The sequence below is a fragment of the Streptomyces sp. NPDC037126 genome, assembly GCF_055605965.1.
This window is the reverse complement of sequence record NZ_JBVJTD010000012.1, coordinates 1-17,885: the sequence shown is the minus strand read 5'-3', so window position 1 is coordinate 17,885 and position 17,885 is coordinate 1. Positions and strand designations below refer to the sequence as shown.

Sequence of the window (17,885 nt, the reverse complement as noted above, 5' to 3'; positions counted from 1 at the left end):
TGATCGGCGTCTCCCACGGCTGACGCAACCACCCGGAACAAGGCAAACTGACGGGGTGGTTCGTGATGCCGAGGGGGGCGAACGCATGGACGGTGGGCCGCGAGTGCCTGAGCAGCGACGTCCCGGCTCCGCGACCGGCGCGGAACCGGCGGCGTTGCGCTTCGGCGTGCTCGGTCCGGTGCGGGCCTGGCGCGGCGCGGAGGCGCTGAGCACGGGCTCCCCCCAGCAGCGCGCCCTGCTGGCCGCCCTGCTGCTGCGCGAGGGCCGTACGGCCACCGCGGCGGAGCTGATCGACGCGCTGTGGGGCCCCGAGCCCCCGTCCCAGGCGCTGGCGGCGGTGCGCACGTACGCGTCGAGGCTGCGCAAGGTCCTGGACCCTGGGGTCCTGGTGAGCGAGTCCGGCGGCTACGCGGTCCGCGGCCTCGGCGAGGGCGTGCTGGACCTGGCCGCGGCGCAGGACCTGGCGGCGGAGGCGGAGAAGGCGCGGGGCACGGGCGACCTGGGCCGCGCCCGCTCGCTGCTCGGCGAGGCCCTCGCCCTGTGGGACGGCGAGCCGCTGGCCGGCGTCCCCGGCCCCTACGCGGAGACCCAGCGGGTCCGCCTGGAGGAGTGGCGCCTCGGCCTGCTGGAGTCACGCCTGGACATGGACCTGGAGCAGGGCTGCCACGCGGAGGCGGTCTCCGAACTCACCGCGCTGACGGCCGCGCACCCCCTGCGGGAGCGGCTGCGGGAACTGCTGATGCTGGCGCTGTACCGCAGCGGGAGGCAGGCGGAGGCGCTGGCGGTGTACGCCGACACCCGCCGGCTGCTCGCGGACGAGCTGGGCGTGGACCCCCGCCCGGGCCTGCGCGAGCTCCAGCAGCGCATCCTCCAGGCGGACCCCGCGCTCGCCGAGCCGTCCGCCCCGGCGCAGGAACCGGCCGCGGTCCCGGTCCGCCCGGCACAACTGCCCGCCTCCGTACCCGACTTCACCGGCCGGTCCACCGTCGTGGACGAGCTGAGCGAGGTGCTGGCCTCGGCGTCCGAGACGGAGGGCCGGGTCATGGCGGTCTCCGCCCTGGCCGGCATCGGGGGCGTCGGCAAGACCACCCTGGCCGTCCATGTCGCCCACCGCGCCCGCACCGCCTTCCCGGACGGCCAGCTCTACGTCGACCTGCAGGGCGCGGGCCCGCGCCCCGCGGAGCCCGAGACCGTGCTGGGCTCCTTCCTGCGGGCCCTCGGCACGGCCGACTCGGCGGTCCCGGACAGCCTGGAGGAGCGCGCGGCCCTGTACCGCTCGGTGCTGGACGGCCGCCGGGTCCTCGTGCTGCTGGACAACGCGAAGGACGCGGCGCAGATCCGTCCGCTGCTGCCCGGGACGGAGGGCTGCGCGGCCCTGGTGACCTCCCGGGTGCGGATGGTGGACCTGGCCGGGGCCCATCTGGTGGACCTGGACGTCATGTCCCCCGAGGAGGCGCTCGCGCTGTTCACGAAGATCGTGGGCGAGGAGCGGGTCGCGGCGGAGCGGGAGGCCGCCCTCGACGTCGTCGCCGCGTGCGGTTTCCTGCCCCTGGCCATCCGGATCGCCGCGTCCCGCCTGGCGGCCCGCCGCACCTGGACGGTCTCGGTGCTCGCGGTCAAGCTCGCCGACGAACGCCGCCGGCTGGACGAGCTGCAGGCCGGCGACCTTGCGGTGAAGGCGACGTTCGAGCTGGGCTACGGGCAGCTGGAGCCGGCCCAGGCGCGCGCCTTCCGGCTGCTGGGGCTCGCCGACGGCCCGGACATCTCCCTGGCCGCCGCAGGGGCGGTCCTGGGCCTCCCCGCGGAGGACACCGAGGACCTGCTGGAGTCCCTGGTCGACACGTCCCTGCTGGAGTCGGCGGCGCCCGGCCGCTACCGCTTCCACGACCTGGTCCGGCTCTACGCGCGTGCGTGCGCGGAGCGGGACGAGCAGCCGCCGAGCGAGCGGGAGGCCGCGCTGTCGCGGCTGCTGGACTTCTACCTGGCCACGGTGGCCGGCGTCTACGCGATCGAACGGCCGGGCGACCGGCTGGTGGACCACCTGGAGCCGACCGCCGTCCCCGGTCTCGTCTTCCCCGACCGGCGGACCGCGCAGGACTGGCTCTACTCCGAGGCGGTGCCGCTGCTCGCCTGCGTACGGCAGTCGTCGAGCGGCACGACACTGCGCCGGGCGGTCGACCTGCTGTGGGCGGCGGTCGACCTGGCCGAGTCGGGCGCCAACTTCAAGGAGTACGAGGCGTCCGGTGCCGCGTTGCGCGACGCCGCGCACACCGCCTTCGACGGCAGGGCCGAGGGCCGGGCCGTGCTGGTACTGGCCAACGCACGCCACTGGTCGGGGCAGTTCGCCCTGGCCCACGAGGAGGCCCGGCGGGCGCTCACCCTCTCGGAGGCCGCCGACGACCCCCTGCCCTGCTGCTGGGCGGCGAACATCCTCGGCGCCTTCTGCTTCTACCAGGGCCGCTACGCCGAGGGCGAGGAGTATCTGGAGCGCGCCATAAGGGACTTCCGCGCCTGCGGTGACCTGTCGGGCGCGGCGGCGGCGCTGTGCAACCTCTCGCGGCTGCACCTGCAGACCGGGCGCGCCGACAGCGCGGTCCATCTCGCCCGGCAGGGCACCGAGATGTACGAGGAACTCGGGCACTCCCTCAAGGCGGCCAACGGCCACTACGCGCTCGGACTCGCGCTCGGCAGGAGCGACCGGCTGGACGACGCCGCCGCGCACCTCGGTCAGGCACTGCCCGTCTTCCGGGTCAGCCGGCAGCGGCTGTGGGAGGGCATGACCCTCTTCCGGCTCGCCGAGGTGGACCTGCTCGCCCAGCGGCCCGCGCAGGCCGCGGCGCACGCCGAGATGTCCCTGAGCCAGCTGCGGGACATCGGCGGCGAGTGGCGCCGGGGCAATGTGCTCACCGTGCTCGGCAAGGCCCTGAACGGCATCGGCCACACCGGCCGGGCCCAGGTCTGCTGGCAGGACGCGCTGGAGATCTACGAGCGGCTCAACTCGCCGGAGGCGGCGGAGGTGCAGGCGCTCCTGACGCCGGCCGCCGCGGCCTGAGCCGCCCGCCCCGGCGTTCATCGATCGTTTATCGCCCTCCGGCATCCTCTTGGACATCGGGACGTCGCGTCGGGGGGCGCACGGACCGCCGGTGAGGCCGCCGGGCTCTCGATCTAGAGTTGGCGGCTCCAGTGGCCCATCCGGTCGATCTCGGGGGAGTGACCGGATGGGCCCGCACAGCCGCAACGCGATTTCCAAGGGGAGCACCTGATGAGCGACACCACCAAGGACGAGCCCGTCGTCAAGCCGGACAACACGCACATCACCGACGCCAAGGCCGGCGCCGCGGTGCAGCCGCTCAACACGCACATCACCGACGCCCAGGCGGGCGGCACGGTGCAGCCGCTGAACACGCACATCACCGACACCAAGGACGCCACGGGCGGTACGGCCACGCCGGACAACACCCACATCACGTCCGACCCCAGCTAGACCTTTCCCGCACGGGGATCGGCCGCGGCGGCGCGGAGGGGAAGCCGCCGCGGCCGAGGTGTGTCCGGGGCGGAGGCGGCTTCGCGCCGGCGGGCCGTCACTCACTCCGTCACCGCCAGCTCGCACCACACCGTCTTGCCCTCCACCCCCCGCTCCACGCTCCAGCACAGCGCCACCGCGTCCAGCATGGCGAGCCCACGGCCCTCCTCGTCTTCGGGGGTCCCGGTCACAGGCGCGGGGAGAGCCTGGCCGGCCGGGTCCGTGACCTCGACGCGAACACGGCTGCCGCCCTTTCGCGTCACCCTTACCCGAACCTGGGTCCCCTCTCCCACGTGCCGGATCACATTGGTGACGAGTTCGGTGACGCAGAGCTGGACATCGGGGCAGGGTGCGTCCAGATAGCGGCGGACGGTGCGACGGAGGCCCTGAAGGACCCCGGGCACGGCGGGGAGTTCGATGTCCAGCGGCGGTCGGCCGATCGCGCTCCCGGCGCTCCGCAGCGCCGCGACCAGCTTGCGTGCCGTAGCGGCGTTGCAGTTACCGAGCGCGACGAGGCCGGCCGGGGGCCGGTAGCTGCCCGCGAAGCTCGCCAGGTCCACCCGCAGCGACGGCAGGACGATGCCGTGCCCGGAGAGGGCGGCGCGCAGGTCGTCCACGCAGAGGGTGATGTCGTAGACGGAGTTGCCCGAATCGGCGGGGGCGGGGGTTGGGGACGGCACGATGCGTACGCCTTCCGGTGCGTGCTGTGAGGAAACAGTCACAGGGTGAAGCCGGCGTCGGTACCTTTTGAAGAGGTTTCGGCTACGCAGTGCAACCGGCAAACGGCGGTGATGAGTTGTGCCCCCACGCAAGGATCCTGACGCATCGGCCAACGTCCCTTCCTTCTACGGCGCCGAGTTGCGCTACCAACGGGAACTGGCGGGCCTCACCCTGGAACAACTGGCCGAGGGAAGCTTCCGCGGTGTGCCCTTCCTGAGCCAGATCGAGCGGGGCGAGCGCCGCATGCCGGTGGACCTGGCCCGGCACGCCGACAAGGTGCTGGGCACGGACGGCTTTTTCGAGCGCCGCTGTGAAGACGCCCGCAGGGCACGGCAGTCGGGGCATGCGGAGTACTTCGCGGACGTGGCGGAGATGGAGCGCCATGCGGAGACCGTCGAGGACTGGGCGCCGATGCTTGTGCCGGGGTTGTTGCAGACACCGCCCTACGCCCGAGCGATCGTACGAGCCGCCATGCCCCGCGCCTCCGACGAGGAGGTCGAGGAGAAGGTCAACGTCCGCGTGGCCCGCGCCAAGCTCTTCGACTCGGAGAACCCACCCAAGTTCTGGGCGGTGCTGGACGAGTCACTCATCCGGCGACCAGCGCTTGCCGACGAGCAGATGGCGGAACTCCTGGAGCACATCGCGCAGGTGGTGCGGAAGACGCACTCCATTCTGCAGATCATCCCGCAAACCACCGGTGTCCATCCGTTCATGATGGGCATGACCAGGTTCATGACCTTCACGGACGCACCTCCGGTGGTGTACACCGAATCCCTGCACAGCGGTCAACTCATTGACTATCCGGCACTCGTGAAGCAGTACCGCGAGTCGTACGATCTGCTCAGGGCCGCCGCATTGCCGCCTGAGGCGTCCCTTGCGATCACCGAGGCTGCGGCAGAGGACTACCGAAATGGCAAGCGTCGGGATTGACTTGAGTGCAACCATGTGGCGCAAGAGCAGCTACAGCAACGGCACCGGCGGCGAGTGCGTCGAAGTGGCCGACCTCCAGGGCGTCATCCCCGTCCGCGACTCGAAGAAGGCCGTGGACGGCCCCGTACTCCTCTTCGGTCCCCGCGCCTGGGGCGCCTTCCTCGGCTCCGTGAAGGGCTGAGCAGCCCCCCTTCCCGTCAGCTCCCGGGCGCGTCCGGTCCCCTGCCCCGCAAGACCCCCTTCAGCACCTTTCCGCTCGCGTTGCGGGGGAGTCCGGTGACGAAGTCCACGGACCTCGGCACCTTGTAGTTCGCCATCTCGCGGCGGGACCAGGCGATCAGGTCGTCGGCCGTGAGGGTGGAGCCGGGGCCGCGCACCACGAACGCCTTGCCGACCTCGCCGAGCCGGGCGTCGGGTACGCCGATCACGGCCACGTCCCGCACGTCCGGGTGGGTGCCGAGCAGTTGCTCTATCTCCGCCGGGTAGGCGTTGAAGCCGCCGACTATGAACATGTCCTTGATGCGGTCCGTGATGCGCAGGTTGCCGGACCGGTCCAGGACCCCCACGTCGCCGGTGCGCAGCCAGCCGTCCGGGGTCACCGCCTCCGCCGTGGCCGCCGGGTCGGCGAAGTAGCCCCGCATGACGTTGAAGCCGCGGACCAGGACCTCGCCCGGGACGCCCGCCGGAACCGCCGTGCCCGAGGCGTCGGCCACCCGCACCTCGGTGCCGGGGATCGCGCGGCCGGAGGTGGTGGCGATCACCGAGGGGTCGTCGCCGCGCCGGCACATGGTGACGATGCCGCTCGCCTCCGAGAGCCCGTAGGCGGTGAGGACCGTGCCGACGCCGAGTTCGCCGCGCAGCCGCTCCACCAGGCGCAGCGGCACCACCGCGGCGCCCGTGACCACGAGCCGGAGCGCCGAGAGGTCGTGGGCGTCCCGGGACGGGTGGTCCAGGAGGGACTGGTGGAGGGTCGGGGGACCGGGGAGCACCGAGACCCGTTCCGCCGCGATGTTGGCGAGGGCCGTGTCCACGTTGAACACCGGCTGCGGGATCATCGTCGCCCCGCGCATGAGGCACGCGATCACCCCGGCCTTGTAGCCGAAGGTGTGGAAGAAGGGGTTGACGATCAGATAGCGGTCGCCGGCGCGCAGTCCGGCGAGCTCTGCCCAGATCCCGTACCCGCGCAGGGTCTGCGCGTGCGTGATCATCGCGCCCTTGGGCCGGCCCGTCGTCCCCGAGGTGAAGACGATGTCCGAGAGGTGCGAGCCGACCAACTCGGCCTCCCGGGCGGCGACTTCCGCTCCGGAGATCCCCTCCCCCGCCGCAAGGAAGTCCTTCCAGGTCCGGAAGTGCGCGGGTGCGTCGCCCGAGAGGACCACCACCTGTTCCAGGTCCGGCAGGCCGGGCAGGGGGACGCCGGGGCGGGCGGCGCCGGCGGGCGCGCCCGCCGCGCGGCGCAGCGACGCCACGTAGGAGGTGCCGAGGAAGGTGCCCGTGACGAAGAGGAGCCGGGCGCCGCTGCGGCGCAGCACGTCGGCGGCCTCGGCGCCCTTGAAGCGGGTGTTCAGCGGCACCAGCACCGCGCCCGCCGAGACCGCGCCGAGGGCCGCGACGATCCAGTCCAGGGAGTTGGGAGCCCAGACGGCCACCCGGTCGCCGGTCCGCAGGCCCCCGGCCAGGCAGGCCGCCGCGGCGCGCTCGACGCGGGCGCCGAGTTCGGCGTACGTGATGCGCGTACGGCCGTCGACCACGGCCTCGGCGTCCGCGTACCGCCCGGCCGACGACCTGACCAGTTCCGGGATGGTGTCCCACTCGCCGTCCATGGCGGACCTCCCCGACACACGTAGCTGACTGTCCGTCAGATTAGCGGTAACCTGACGGACTGTCAGCCAGTGGAGGGGGCCGCACACCATGGCAGGAACGGGACTCAAGGACGCCACGGCCATCGTCGGTATCGGGCAGACCACCTTCGCCAGGCACCTCCCGGAGGACGAGCGGACGCTCGCCTGCCGGGCCGTGCTCGCCGCGCTCGACGACGCGGGGATCGCGCCCGGCGAGGTCGACGCCCTGGCCTCCTACACGATGGAGGAGACGGACGAGGTGGAGCTGGCGAAGGCGGTCGGGTTCGGGGACCTGACCTACTTCGGCAAGGTCGGGTACGGGGGCGGCGGGTCCTGTGCGACCGTGGCGCACCTCGCCGCCGCCATCGCCTCCGGGCAGGCCACGGTGGGGGTCGCCTGGCGGTCCCGCAAGCGGGGCAGCGGGCCGCGGCCGTGGACCAGCACCACGGTGCAGCTGCCCACTCCCGCCCAGTGGACCCGCCCCTTCGGGCTGCTGCGGCCCGCCGACGAGATAGCCATGCTGACCCGGCGGTACATGCACGAGTACGGCGCCACCCGCGACCACCTGTTCAACGTCGCCCTCGCCTGCCGCAACCGGGCCAACCAGAACCCGGCGGCGGTGATGTACGAACGGCCGCTGACCCGCGAGATGTACATGACCTCCCGGTGGATCAGCGAGCCGCTGTGCCTCTTCGACAACTGCCTGGAGACCGACGGTGCCCTCGCGTGCGTGGTCGTCGGCCGGGAGCGGGCCCGGGACTGCGCGCGGCGGCCCGTGTACGTCCACGCCGCCGCCCAGGGGCTGCCCGCCCAGCACCACGGCATGGTCAACTACTGGAACGACGACCCGCTCACCGGCCCGGCCTGGACCGCCGCCCGGCACCTGTGGAAGCACGCCGACGTCACACCGGACGACGTGGACGTGGCGCAGATCTACGACGCGTTCACCGCGCTCGTCCCGCTCTCCCTGGAGGGGTACGGCTTCTGCGGCCGGGGGGAGGGTGGCGCCTTCACCGAGCAGGGCGCGCTGGAGATCGGGGGCCGGCTGCCGGTCAACACCGGGGGCGGCGGGCTCTCCGAGGCCTATGTGCACGGCTTCAACCTCATCAACGAGGGCGTCAGGCAGCTGCGCGGCACCAGCACCGCGCAGGTCCCCGGTGCCGCGACCTGCCTGGTCACGGCCGGTGAGGGTGTCCCCACCTCCGCTCTCCTCCTGAGGAGCTGACCATGCTGACTCCGGTCACCGACACCGACGGCGCCCCCTTCTGGGAGTACGCGGCCCGCGGCGAACTGCGCGTGCAGGCCTGCGGCGAGTGCGGCGAGGCGCGCTTCCCGCCCCGGCCCTGCTGCCCGCACTGCCAGTCCTTCGCGAGCGAGTGGCGGCCCGTGTCGGGGCGCGGGCGCGTGTGGTCCTACGTCGTGCCGCATCCGCCGCTGCTGCCCGACTACGCGGCGCAGGCGCCGTACAACGTGGTCGTCGTGGAGCTGGAGGACGCCCCGCGGATCCGGCTGGTGGGGAACGTGGTGAGCCGGGCCGGGGCGGCCCTGGACTCCGTCGAGCCGGAGCGGATCCGGGTCGGCGCCCGGGTGCAGGTGGTCTTCTCCGGCGGGCTGCCGCAGTGGATCCTCGCGTGAGCACCGTCCGGGTCGACACCGACAAGGACAGCGGTGTCGCCGTGGTCACGCTCGACCGGCCCGAGCGGCTCAACGCCGTCGACCTCGCCATGGCCGGGGAACTCGCCGCCGTCTGGCGGGCGTTGCGCTTCGACGACGCCGTACGGGCGGTCGTGCTCACCGGGGCCGGGGAGCGCGCGTTCTGCACGGGCATCGACCGGGACGCGGTGGTACCGCAGCCGTCGTCGCCGTACATGCAGGACGATCCGCTGCTCGCGGTCGGGCCGAAGGCGAACGACCTGTGGAAGCCGGTCGTGGCCGCGGTGCGCGGGATGGCCTGCGGCGGCGCCTTCTACCTGCTGGGCGAGAGCGAGTTCGTCGTCGCGGACACCACGGCGGTCTTCTTCGATCCGCACACCGCCTACGGCATGGTCAGCGCGTACGAGTCCGTGCTCATGGCCCAGCGGATGCCGTACGGGGAGGCCGCGCGGATGATGCTCATGGGCACGGCCGAGCGGATCTCCGCCGAGCGGGCCCATGCCGTCGGGCTCGTCTCCGAACTCACCGCGCCCGGGGAGGCGCTGGACGCGGCCGTGCGCTGTGCCGCCGTCGTCGCGGGGTATCCGCCGGAGGGGGTGCAGGGGACCGTGCGGGCCCTGTGGGCGGCCAAGGAGGCGGCGCGTGCGCAGGCGTTCGCGCAGGCGCCGCACCTCATCGCGCTGGGCAATCTGCCGGCCGAACGGCAGGCCGCGCTGTTCGCCGGGCGGCGCCGGGACGGGTTCCGGGTGCGGTGAGCCGCCCCGGCCCGCGCGGGACCGCATGGCGGGTGCCGGGTACCGGGGGTAGCGTCGGCCCTGGACGGCCGCCGTCCGGAACCCTTCCGTGTCAGCCGGTACGACGGCCGTCACGCACCCGGTTCACGTCGTGCGGGCCGTCCCGGTGCCCTTCTCCGCGTCCAGCGCGTACACACAGCGGTCCTTGCTGCACGCGTACACCACGCCGTCCCTGACCACCGGGGAGCCGGTGATCTCGCCGCCGGTCGCCAGCTTCCAGCGCAGCCGGCCGTCGTCGGCCTTCAGGGTGTACAGCAGGTGGTCGGTGGAACCGAAGTGGATCCGGCCCTCGGCGACCGCGGGCGCGCCCACGACGTCCCCGCCCGCCTGGAAGCGCCACTTGGGGGTGCCGGTGACCGCGTCCAGGGTGTACAGGCCCTTGCCGCTGCCCACATGGACGTGGCCGGCCGCCACCAGGACCGGGTCGATGGAGGAGCGGGCCTCGGTGGCGATGCGCCAGCGGTCGCGGCCGTCGGTGGCGTCGAGGGCGTAGACCGTGCCGAGGTAGTCGGCGAGGTAGATGCCGCCGCCGGTGACGGCCGGGCCGGGGGCGAAGGCGGGCGGGCACAGGAAGACCGCGGGGGCCTCGAAGTGCCAGCGGACCATGCCGCTCGCCGCCTCGAAGGCGAGCACACGGGTGCCCGCGCTGACGTAGACGTAGCCGTCGGGGGCCGGGGCGAGCCGCACCGGGACACCGCCGCAGGAGGCGGCGTCGCCGATGGGGTACGACCAGCGCTCCTCGCCGGTGCGGGCCTCCAGGGCGCGCAGCCGGGCGTCCTGCCACACGTAGACCGTGCCGTCGTGGACGAGCGGGCCGGACTCGGGGGACTCGAAGTCGGTCTGGCAGCCGCTGATCTCCCACAGCTTCTGCCCGTTCGCGGCCTCCCAGGCCTGGACGCCGCCGCCCCGGGTGCCGGTGACGACCGTGCCGCGGTCCGCCCTGAGGGAGTACACCCAGGCGTCCGTGGACAGCCGCCACAGGTCGCCGCCCTCGCGCGCGTCGAGCGCGAAGAGGGTGGGCCCGTCGGAGGCGTGGATACGGCCGTCCGCCACCGCCATGGACCAGGCCACGTCCCGCGTCTTGAAGCGGCGGCGGCCGGTGCCCACGTCGAGGGCGTGCACCTCGAAGGAGGTGACGTACACGAGGTCGCCGTCGACCGACGGGGTGCCCCACACATCGTTCGACATGCGGAAACGCCAGGGCCGCCAGCCGCTCGCCGTCTCCGGGGGCTGGGGCGGCACGGGCGCGAGGGCCGGGTCGGCGCCGGCCAGGCCCGGGCGGGGGCGGGACCAGCTGGCGACCAGGCCGGCCTCCGGAGGGGGCGCCTTGACGGCGGCGGCGCGGGCGTCGGCGACCCGGGGGCCGGGGCCGATCGGCACCGGGGCGCCGGCCAGCCGGACCGGCCCGGTGTCGGGGGCACCGGCCGGCATCGGCGGGTCGTACGGCGGCGGCGGGGGTACGGCCGCGCGGCCGCCGCTGCGGGGGCCGCCCGCGGTGACCGGGGCGGGCTTTACGGCGGGCCGGCCGCCACGGCGGGACTCGATGAGCGCGACCGCCTTCTCGGGCAGCCAGGCGGAGGCGGTGCCGCTGTCGTCGGAGCCGGAGCCGAACAGGTGCGGGGCGAGCTGGGCCTGGAGGTCGGCCGGGCTGGGGCGCCCGGGGGCCTCCATCTGCATGCAGAGCTCGATCAGCGGGCGCAGCTCGTCGGGCAGACCGGTGAGGTCCGGGCCCTCCCGGAGCAGCATGAAGACGGTCTCGACCGGGTTGGCGCCGTGGAAGGGCGGGTGGCCGGTGGCCGCGAAGACCAGCATGGAGCCGAGGGAGAAGACGTCGCTGGCGCCGGTGACGCTGCGGGAGTCCTTGGCCTGCTCGGGGGACATGTAGGCGGGGGTGCCGACGGCGACGTTCGTCATGGTCAGACGCGTGTTGGACACACCGGAGGCGATGCCGAAGTCGATCACCCGGGGGCCGTCCTCGACCACCAGCACGTTGGACGGCTTGAGGTCGCGGTGGACCAGCCCGGCCCCGTGGATGGACTGCAGCGCCTCGGCGACGCCCGCCGCCAGCCAGCGCACGGCCTGGGCCGGCAGCGGCCCGCAGTCGTTCACTATCTCCTCGAGGGAGGGCGCGGGGACGTAGGCGGTGGCCAGCCACGGCACGGCGGCCCGCGGATCGGCGTCGACCACGGCCGCCGTGTAGAACCCGGAGACCGCGCGGGCCGCCTCCACCTCACGGGTGAAGCGGACGCGGAAGAGCTGGTCCTCGGCCAGTTCGGTGCGCACCGTCTTGATCGCCACGCGCCGGCCGGACGCCGAGCGCGCGAGATAGACCAGCCCCATGCCGCCGGCGCCCAGCCGGCCCAGCACCTCGAACGGCCCGATCCGCCGCGGATCGTGCTGCGTCAGCTGATCCACCACTTGCCTGCCACCTCCCCGTACTGGCCGCGCCGTTCCTTATGTACGCGACCGAAGTGCAGCGTCTCACCACCGCACCGCCGTGGCGGCACGCACCCCGATTCTTCCTGGCCGAGCGGCTGGTTGCGAACCCGGCGACGAATCGGGGTGTTCTACCGCGAACACCGACGAATGCGGTCGCTTCACCGCTGCAGCAGTGCGAACGACGCCCCCTGATTGTCGGTGACGACGGCCACTCGTCCGTACGACGTCTCAAAGGGTGGCGCCTGCACCCTGCCGCCGAGCCGCCGCACGGTGTCGAGTGCGCCGTCGAGGCCGGTGACCCGGAAGTGGGCGAGGAAGTGGGCGGGCATCTCGGCGGGGAAGACGTCGGTGATGTCGGCACGGCCGAAGTCGGGCTCGGCACCGGCGCCGAACAGGGCGTCGTGGAAGAGGCCGCCGTAGAAGACGTTGGCGGCGGCGGTGTCCGGGGTGTACAGCTCGGCCCAGACGAAGGTGCCCGGCTCGTGCCGGCGCCCGAAGCCGGGGTGGGTGCCGGGCTGCCACAGGCCGAACACCGCGCCCTCGGTGTCGGCGGCGAGGGCCGCGACCCCGAGGTCGCCCACCGGGAACGGGGCCATGATCACCTGTCCGCCGGCCGCGGTGACCCGCCGGCCGAGGGCCGTGGCGTCCGGGGTGGCGAAGGAGACCGTCCAGACGGTGGGCAGCCGGCCGTCGATCTTGGGGGCCATCGAGGCGACCGGCTCTCCCCCCAGCCGCGCCCACACCGAGGAGCCGTACGCCGCCTCGAAGGTCCACCCGAAGAGCTCACCGTAGAACCGCTTGCCCCCCTCGACGTCGTCGAGCTGGGCGTCCACCCAGCAGGGCACGCCCTCCCCGTATGCCTCTTCGTTCGCGGATGCCCTGTTTTCGGCCATGTCGTCAAAGTAGCCGGGCGACGCGCACCCCGCAGACCAGCAACACCACCCTCCATACACCCGTGCACCCCATTTGCAGTCGGCCGAATCGCGCTCCGATCACCCCTCGGTAAGCTGACGGCATGACAGGACAAGTGCGTACCGTCGACGGCCGCGTGGCCGGCCGGCGTGGGCAGGCGACCCGGCAGAAGCTGCTCGACTGCCTCAGCGAGATGCTCAGCTCCTCCCCCTACCGGGACGTCAAGGTCATCGATGTCGCCCGGAAGGCCGGTACTTCGCCCGCGACCTTCTACCAGTACTTCCCGGACGTCGAGGGCGCCGTCCTGGAGATCGCCGAGCAAATGGCGGCCGAGGGCGCGGGATTGACCGAACTCCTGGAGGGCCGCGCCTGGACCGGCAAGGCGGGCTGGCAGACCGCGCAGGAACTCGTGGACGGGTTCCTGGAGTTCTGGCGGAAGAACGACGCGATCCTGCGTGTGGTCGACCTCGGCGCGGCCGAGGGGGACAAACGGTTCTACAAGATCCGCATGAAGATCCTGAACTCGGTCAACAACTCCCTCGCGGACTCCATCGCGGAGCTGCAGTCCAAGGGCAGGGTCGACAAGGACGTGAACCCCGCGGCGGTGGCCGGCTCCCTGGTCGCGATGCTCGCCGCGGTGGCGTCCCACCAGAAGGGCTTCTCCTCCTGGGGCGTGAAGCAGGCCGAACTCAAGCCGAACCTCGCTCTGTTGGTGCACCTGGGCGTGACCGGCAAGAAGCCGACGAAGTAGCGCTCACCCCTCTTACGAAGTCCAAGTCCTGTCTGGCGGGCGGTGGTTCACGCGTTGAGCCACCGCCTGCCGTCTACGCGGGCAGCGGCCGGTCCCTGACCACGTGCTTCATCACCAGGGTGGAGGTCAGGCGCTGCACGCCCGGCAGGGTCGCGAGCCGTTCGTCGTACAGGCGCTGGAACGCGGCGAGGTCGGCGGTGGCGACCCGCAGGAGGTAGTCGGGCTCGCCGAAGAGCCGCTGGGCGTCCAGCACGTGCTCCAGCTCGCCGACCGCCCGCTCGAACTCGGCGACGGTGTCCCGGTCCTCCTGCCGCATGGAGACGAAGACCAGCGCCTCGAAGTTCAGCCCGAGCGCGGCCGCGTCCACCACCGCCCGGTAGCCCTGGATGGCGCCGGAGCGCTCCAGCTCGCGCAGCCGGCGGTGACAGGGCGAGACGCTGAGCCGCACCCGCGCGGCCAGCTCCGTCACGGTCAGCCGCCCGTCCTGCTGCAACTCGGCAAGGATTTTCCGGTCTACGTCGTCCATGAAGAAGATATTTGCCCAGAATCCGTGATCAAGGGCAAACTTCAGGAACACTTTCGGGCCAATCGCGCCTAATGTCCCCGACATGGACTCGGGACTGCTCTTCTCCTTCCTCGCCGTCGACCTGCTGCTGGTCTGCGTGCCGGGCGCCGACTGGGCGTATGTGATCGCGGCCGCCCTGCGCGGCGGCCGGGTACCGCGCGCGGTGGCGGGCCTGGTCTCGGGGTACGCCCTGCACACCGCGCTGGCGAGCGCGGGCCTGGCGGTCCTGGTCGCGGGCTCCCCCCGACTGCTGACCGCCCTGACGGTGGCGGGCGCCGGCTATCTGCTGTGGCTCGGCTGGGGAGTGCTGCGCCGCCCGGCGGTACCGGACGCCGGCCGGGCGGCCCCGCCCGAGGACCGGATCTTCCTCAGGGGCGCCACGATCAGCGGCCTGAACCCCAAGGGACTGCTGCTCTACCTCTCCGTCCTCCCCCAGTTCCTCACCCTCCGGGGCCCCCACCTCCCCGTGGCCGCGCAGACGGCGGCCCTCGGCCTGCTCCACATGGCGTGCTGCGCCGCCGTCTACCTCACCGTCGGCGTCCTCGCCCGCGTCCTGCTCACCGCACGTCCGGCGGCGGCCCGCGCGGTCACCCGCACCTCGGGCGCGGCGATGCTGGGAATCGGCGCGTTCCTGCTGGTGGAGCGGCTCGCCACGTTCTAGGACGGCCGCCGTGTGATCCGGAACAGCCGGATCTCGCGCGTCACCCGGGCCTGGTAGGCGGCGTACGGCGGCCAGAAGGCGAGCACCGCCCGCCAGGCCGCCGCCCGCTCCGGTCCGGTGAGCGGCACGGCGGTGACGGGGATGTCCTCGCCCCGCCAGCTGACGGACGCCTCCGGGTGGGCGAGCAGGTTGTGGGTCCAGGCGGGGTGGCCGGTGCGGCCGAAGTTGGAGCCGACGAGGATCCAGCTCCGGCCGCCCTCCTCCGGCATGCAGGCGAGCGGGGTGCGCCGGGGCAGCCCGCTGCGGGCGCCGCTGGAGGTGAGGATCACCCCCGGCAGCAGCCGGGCGCTGAGCAGGACCCGGCCCCGGGTGAGCCGGTGCACGCCCCGGTCCAGCGCCGGGACCACATGCGGGGCGACCTTCGCGAACACCCGGGTGGACGAGACCCGCTGCACGAGCCGTACGCCGGCGCCCGCGCCCATCAGACCGCCACCTGCCCGCGCGGGAACAGCCCCGCCGTCTCCGCGGCCCGCTCCCGCAGCCGGTGCCCGGGCCCGAACAGCAGCTCGTCCCCGGCGGCCCGCTTGAAGTACAGATGGGCGTCGTGCTCCCAGGTGAACCCGATCCCGCCGTGCAACTGGATGCCCTCGGCGGCGGCACACCGCAGCGCCTCCCCCGCCTGCGCGAGGGCCAGGGCTCCGGCCCGCTCCCCGTGCGCCGCCGCCCAGGCGGCGTAGTACGCGGCCGACCGCGCGGCCTGCACCGCCACGTACACGTCCGCCAGCCGGTGCTTGACGGCCTGGAAGGATCCGACCGGCCGCCCGAACTGCTCGCGCTCCCCGACGTACTGCACGGTCCGCTCCAGCACCCGGTCGGCCGCCCCCACCGCCTCGGCGGCGAGCACGGTGGCGACGAGGTCCCCGTGCGCGGCGAGCGCGGGCCGTACGTCCGTGTCCTCGTCGCCCAGCAACTCGGCGCGCACCTCACGCAGTTGCACGCGCCCCTGCGGCCGGGTGGCGTCGAGGGCGGTCTGCCGGGCCCGCGCCAGCCCCTCGGCCCCGGCCTCGACCAGGAAGAGCAGCGTCCGGGAGCGGGCGAACCCGCCGGTGTGCGCGGCGACCAGCAGCAGTCCGGCGCTGTGCCCGTCCAGCACCTGGTCCGCCTGCCCGTACAGCCGCCAGCCCGTCTCCGTGTGCCGCGCCTGCACCCCGCCGGCCCGTCCCCCGCCGGCCGTGTAACCGCCGTTCCCGCGGGTGAGGGCGAGGGCCGTGGTGAGGGCCGGGCCGGGGACGGCGAGGGCGGCGGTGAGGGTGCCGGCCGCGAGCCCGGGCAGCAGTGCGGCGCGCTGCGCCTCGGTGCCCAGGGCGAGGACCAGGGGCGCGGTGAGCACGGAGGTGGCGAGCAGCGGGGAGGGGGCGAGGGCGCGGCCGGTCTCCTCGCAGGCGAGGGCCAGCTCGGTGACCGAGCAGCCGACCCCGCCGTACCGCTCGGGGAGGGCGAGGCCGGGCAGGCCGAGCCGGTCGGCGAGGGCGGTCCACAGCCGCGGGTCGTACCCGTCCGGGCCGTCGACGGCGGCCCGCACCTCGGCGGGGCCGCACTGCCGGTGCAGCAGCTCGCGCAGGGTGCGGCGGATCTCGTCCTGCTCGGCGGTGAGGCGGGTGTCCATGGCTGATCCCTCCGCGTCCCTCATCTGACGGTGCGTCATATTAGGTCAGCGCCGCCGGGATGCCCAGAGCCGCGACACCTGCCACCGGGGCCATTACCTGATGTACCGTCAGATTTATGACACCAGGGAGCAGGAAGGTCGCCGTGGTGGGCGTGGCCCTCTCCGACTGCGGCCGGGTCGCCGACGCCACCCCCTACACACTGCACGCCCAGGCGGCCCGCCGCGCGCTCGCGGACGCCGGCCTGGACCGCGCCCGGGTGGACGGCCTCGCCTCCGCGGGCCTCGGCACGCTGGCCCCGGTGGAGGTCGCCGAGTACCTGGGCCTGCGCCCGACCTGGGTGGACTCCACCTCCGTCGGCGGCTCGACCTGGGAGGTCATGGCGGCCCACGCGGCGGACGCGATAGCCGCCGGCCACGCGAACGCGGTCCTGCTGGTCTACGGCTCGACGGCGCGGGCGGACATCAGGGCGGGCCGCAGGACGGGCGAACTGTCCTTCGGCGCGCGCGGTCCGCTGCAGTTCGAGGTGCCCTACGGCCACACGCTGGTCGCCAAGTACGCGATGGCGGCCCGCCGCCACATGATCGAGCACGGCACGAGCGTCGAGCAGCTGGCCGAGGTCGCGGTCCAGGCGAGGGCGAACGCGGCCCTGAACCCGGAGGCGATGTTCCGCGCCCCGATCACGGTCGACGACGTCCAGGCCGGACCGCTGATCGCCGACCCCTTCACCAAGCTGCACTGCTGCATCCGCTCGGACGGCGGCGCGGCGGTGCTCCTGGCGGCCGAGGAGTACGTGCGCGACTGCCGCACGGACCCCGTGTGGGTCCTCGGCACCGGCGAGCACGTCAGCCACGCGGCGATGTCGCACTGGCCGGACTTCACGGTGTCCCCGGCCGCGGTGAGCGGCCGGCTGGCCTTCGAGCGGGCCGGGGTGCGCCCGGCCGAGATCGACTTCGCGGAGATCTACGACGCCTTCACCTACATGACCCTGGTGACCCTGGAGGACCTGGGCTTCTGCGCCAAGGGCGAGGGCGGCGCGTTCGTGGAGAAGGGGCGCCTGCTGGTGCGCGGCGGCGACCTGCCGGTGAACACCGACGGCGGCGGCCTCTCGGCCCAGCACCCGGGGATGCGGGGGCTGTTCCTGCTCGTGGAGGCGGTGCGGCAGCTGCGCGGGGAGGCCGGGGAGCGCCAGGTGCACGGCCGGGACGGACGCCTGCCGCGGCTGGGCGTCGCCTCCGGCACCGGGGGCTGGTTCTGCTCGTCGGGCACGGTGGTCCTGGGCCGCTGAGCGTGTGCGGCCGCCTGGGGCCTGTCTGACCTGATCCGAACGACAGGCCCTAGTAGTGCTTCGTTAGGTTCTGGGCTGTCTGCGGATGCTCCGAGGGCGGGGCATGGGGCGTCCGCAGGTGGTGCATGTGCCGGTCCAGCACCT

17 protein-coding genes are annotated in these 17,885 nt (G+C 73.5%); 10 read left to right on the top strand and 7 right to left on the bottom strand.

Annotated features, from left to right (window positions below):
• Positions 1-85 precede the first annotated feature (85 nt).
• Positions 86-3,052 carry an SARP-family global regulator AfsR gene (gene afsR, locus ACZ7FF_RS24915; RefSeq protein WP_470814487.1) on the top strand — a complete coding sequence of 989 codons (2,967 nt, stop codon included), beginning with the start codon at positions 86-88 and terminating at the stop codon, positions 3,050-3,052.
• A gap of 210 nt (positions 3,053-3,262) precedes the next feature.
• Positions 3,263-3,484, top strand: coding sequence for a hypothetical protein (locus ACZ7FF_RS24910; RefSeq protein WP_470814486.1), 222 nt, complete (start codon positions 3,263-3,265; stop codon positions 3,482-3,484).
• A gap of 101 nt (positions 3,485-3,585) precedes the next feature.
• On the opposite strand, the gene ACZ7FF_RS24905 is transcribed toward ACZ7FF_RS24910, so the two are convergent.
• The gene (locus tag ACZ7FF_RS24905; protein WP_470814485.1) at positions 3,586-4,203 is read right to left on the bottom strand and encodes an ATP-binding protein; all 618 of its coding nucleotides are present in this window, start codon (positions 4,201-4,203) and stop codon (positions 3,586-3,588) included.
• Between the two features lie 118 nt (positions 4,204-4,321).
• On the opposite strand from ACZ7FF_RS24905, the gene ACZ7FF_RS24900 reads away from it, so the two are divergent.
• Both ACZ7FF_RS24900 and ACZ7FF_RS24895 read left to right on the top strand, forming a co-directional pair.
• On the top strand, positions 4,322-5,173 hold the full coding sequence (locus ACZ7FF_RS24900; RefSeq protein WP_470814484.1) for a helix-turn-helix domain-containing protein: 852 nt from the start codon (positions 4,322-4,324) through the stop codon (positions 5,171-5,173).
• Positions 5,154-5,354: a DUF397 domain-containing protein gene (locus tag ACZ7FF_RS24895; RefSeq protein WP_470814483.1), complete on the top strand. Its 201-nt coding sequence runs from the start codon at positions 5,154-5,156 to the stop codon at positions 5,352-5,354. The genes ACZ7FF_RS24900 and ACZ7FF_RS24895 overlap by 20 nt, the downstream gene beginning before the upstream one ends.
• Positions 5,355-5,370: 16 nt before the next feature.
• Here ACZ7FF_RS24895 and ACZ7FF_RS24890 read toward each other — a convergent pair whose 3' ends face one another.
• Positions 5,371-6,996: a FadD3 family acyl-CoA ligase gene (locus ACZ7FF_RS24890; protein WP_470814482.1), complete on the bottom strand. Its 1,626-nt coding sequence runs from the start codon at positions 6,994-6,996 to the stop codon at positions 5,371-5,373.
• A gap of 88 nt (positions 6,997-7,084) precedes the next feature.
• Between ACZ7FF_RS24890 and ACZ7FF_RS24885 the strand changes: the two genes are divergently transcribed.
• From ACZ7FF_RS24885 to ACZ7FF_RS24875, 3 genes are read left to right on the top strand one after another with little or no spacing between them, the layout of a single operon-like run.
• Positions 7,085-8,239: a lipid-transfer protein gene (locus ACZ7FF_RS24885; protein WP_470814481.1), complete on the top strand. Its 1,155-nt coding sequence runs from the start codon at positions 7,085-7,087 to the stop codon at positions 8,237-8,239.
• Between the two features lie 2 nt (positions 8,240-8,241).
• Positions 8,242-8,649 (top strand): Zn-ribbon domain-containing OB-fold protein, encoded by a 408-nt coding sequence (locus ACZ7FF_RS24880; RefSeq protein ID WP_470814480.1) that lies wholly within the window; start codon positions 8,242-8,244, stop codon positions 8,647-8,649.
• Positions 8,646-9,422 (top strand): enoyl-CoA hydratase/isomerase family protein, encoded by a 777-nt coding sequence (locus ACZ7FF_RS24875; RefSeq protein WP_470814479.1) that lies wholly within the window; start codon positions 8,646-8,648, stop codon positions 9,420-9,422. The genes ACZ7FF_RS24880 and ACZ7FF_RS24875 overlap by 4 nt, the downstream gene beginning before the upstream one ends.
• A gap of 123 nt (positions 9,423-9,545) precedes the next feature.
• Here the strand turns inward: ACZ7FF_RS24875 and ACZ7FF_RS24870 are convergent, their stop codons facing one another.
• On the bottom strand, positions 9,546-11,879 hold the full coding sequence (locus tag ACZ7FF_RS24870) for an outer membrane protein assembly factor BamB family protein (protein ID WP_470814478.1): 2,334 nt from the start codon (positions 11,877-11,879) through the stop codon (positions 9,546-9,548).
• A gap of 179 nt (positions 11,880-12,058) precedes the next feature.
• The gene (gene kbpA / locus ACZ7FF_RS24865; protein WP_470814477.1) at positions 12,059-12,793 is read right to left on the bottom strand and encodes an AfsK-binding protein KbpA; all 735 of its coding nucleotides are present in this window, start codon (positions 12,791-12,793) and stop codon (positions 12,059-12,061) included.
• A gap of 122 nt (positions 12,794-12,915) precedes the next feature.
• On the opposite strand from kbpA, the gene ACZ7FF_RS24860 reads away from it, so the two are divergent.
• Positions 12,916-13,563 carry a TetR family transcriptional regulator gene (locus ACZ7FF_RS24860; RefSeq protein ID WP_470814476.1) on the top strand — a complete coding sequence of 216 codons (648 nt, stop codon included), beginning with the start codon at positions 12,916-12,918 and terminating at the stop codon, positions 13,561-13,563.
• Positions 13,564-13,636: 73 nt separating this feature from the next.
• On the opposite strand, the gene ACZ7FF_RS24855 is transcribed toward ACZ7FF_RS24860, so the two are convergent.
• The gene (locus tag ACZ7FF_RS24855) at positions 13,637-14,089 is read right to left on the bottom strand and encodes an Lrp/AsnC family transcriptional regulator (protein ID WP_055710012.1); all 453 of its coding nucleotides are present in this window, start codon (positions 14,087-14,089) and stop codon (positions 13,637-13,639) included.
• 82 nt (positions 14,090-14,171) lie between these two features.
• Here ACZ7FF_RS24855 and ACZ7FF_RS24850 point away from each other — a divergent pair, with 82 nt between their 5' ends.
• Positions 14,172-14,789, top strand: a complete 618-nt coding sequence (locus ACZ7FF_RS24850) for a LysE family translocator (RefSeq protein ID WP_470814475.1) — start codon at positions 14,172-14,174, stop codon at positions 14,787-14,789.
• On the opposite strand, the gene ACZ7FF_RS24845 is transcribed toward ACZ7FF_RS24850, so the two are convergent.
• Positions 14,786-15,271: a nitroreductase family deazaflavin-dependent oxidoreductase gene (locus ACZ7FF_RS24845; RefSeq protein WP_470814474.1), complete on the bottom strand. Its 486-nt coding sequence runs from the start codon at positions 15,269-15,271 to the stop codon at positions 14,786-14,788. The two genes, ACZ7FF_RS24850 and ACZ7FF_RS24845, sit on opposite strands and share 4 nt — an antisense overlap.
• Positions 15,271-16,455 carry an acyl-CoA dehydrogenase family protein gene (locus ACZ7FF_RS24840; protein WP_470814473.1) on the bottom strand — a complete coding sequence of 395 codons (1,185 nt, stop codon included), beginning with the start codon at positions 16,453-16,455 and terminating at the stop codon, positions 15,271-15,273. Before ACZ7FF_RS24840 ends, ACZ7FF_RS24845 begins: the two co-directional genes overlap by 1 nt.
• Positions 16,456-16,571: 116 nt before the next feature.
• Here ACZ7FF_RS24840 and ACZ7FF_RS24835 point away from each other — a divergent pair, with 116 nt between their 5' ends.
• Positions 16,572-17,741, top strand: coding sequence for a thiolase C-terminal domain-containing protein (locus ACZ7FF_RS24835; protein WP_470814472.1), 1,170 nt, complete (start codon positions 16,572-16,574; stop codon positions 17,739-17,741).
• The last annotated feature ends 144 nt before the right edge of the window (positions 17,742-17,885 follow it).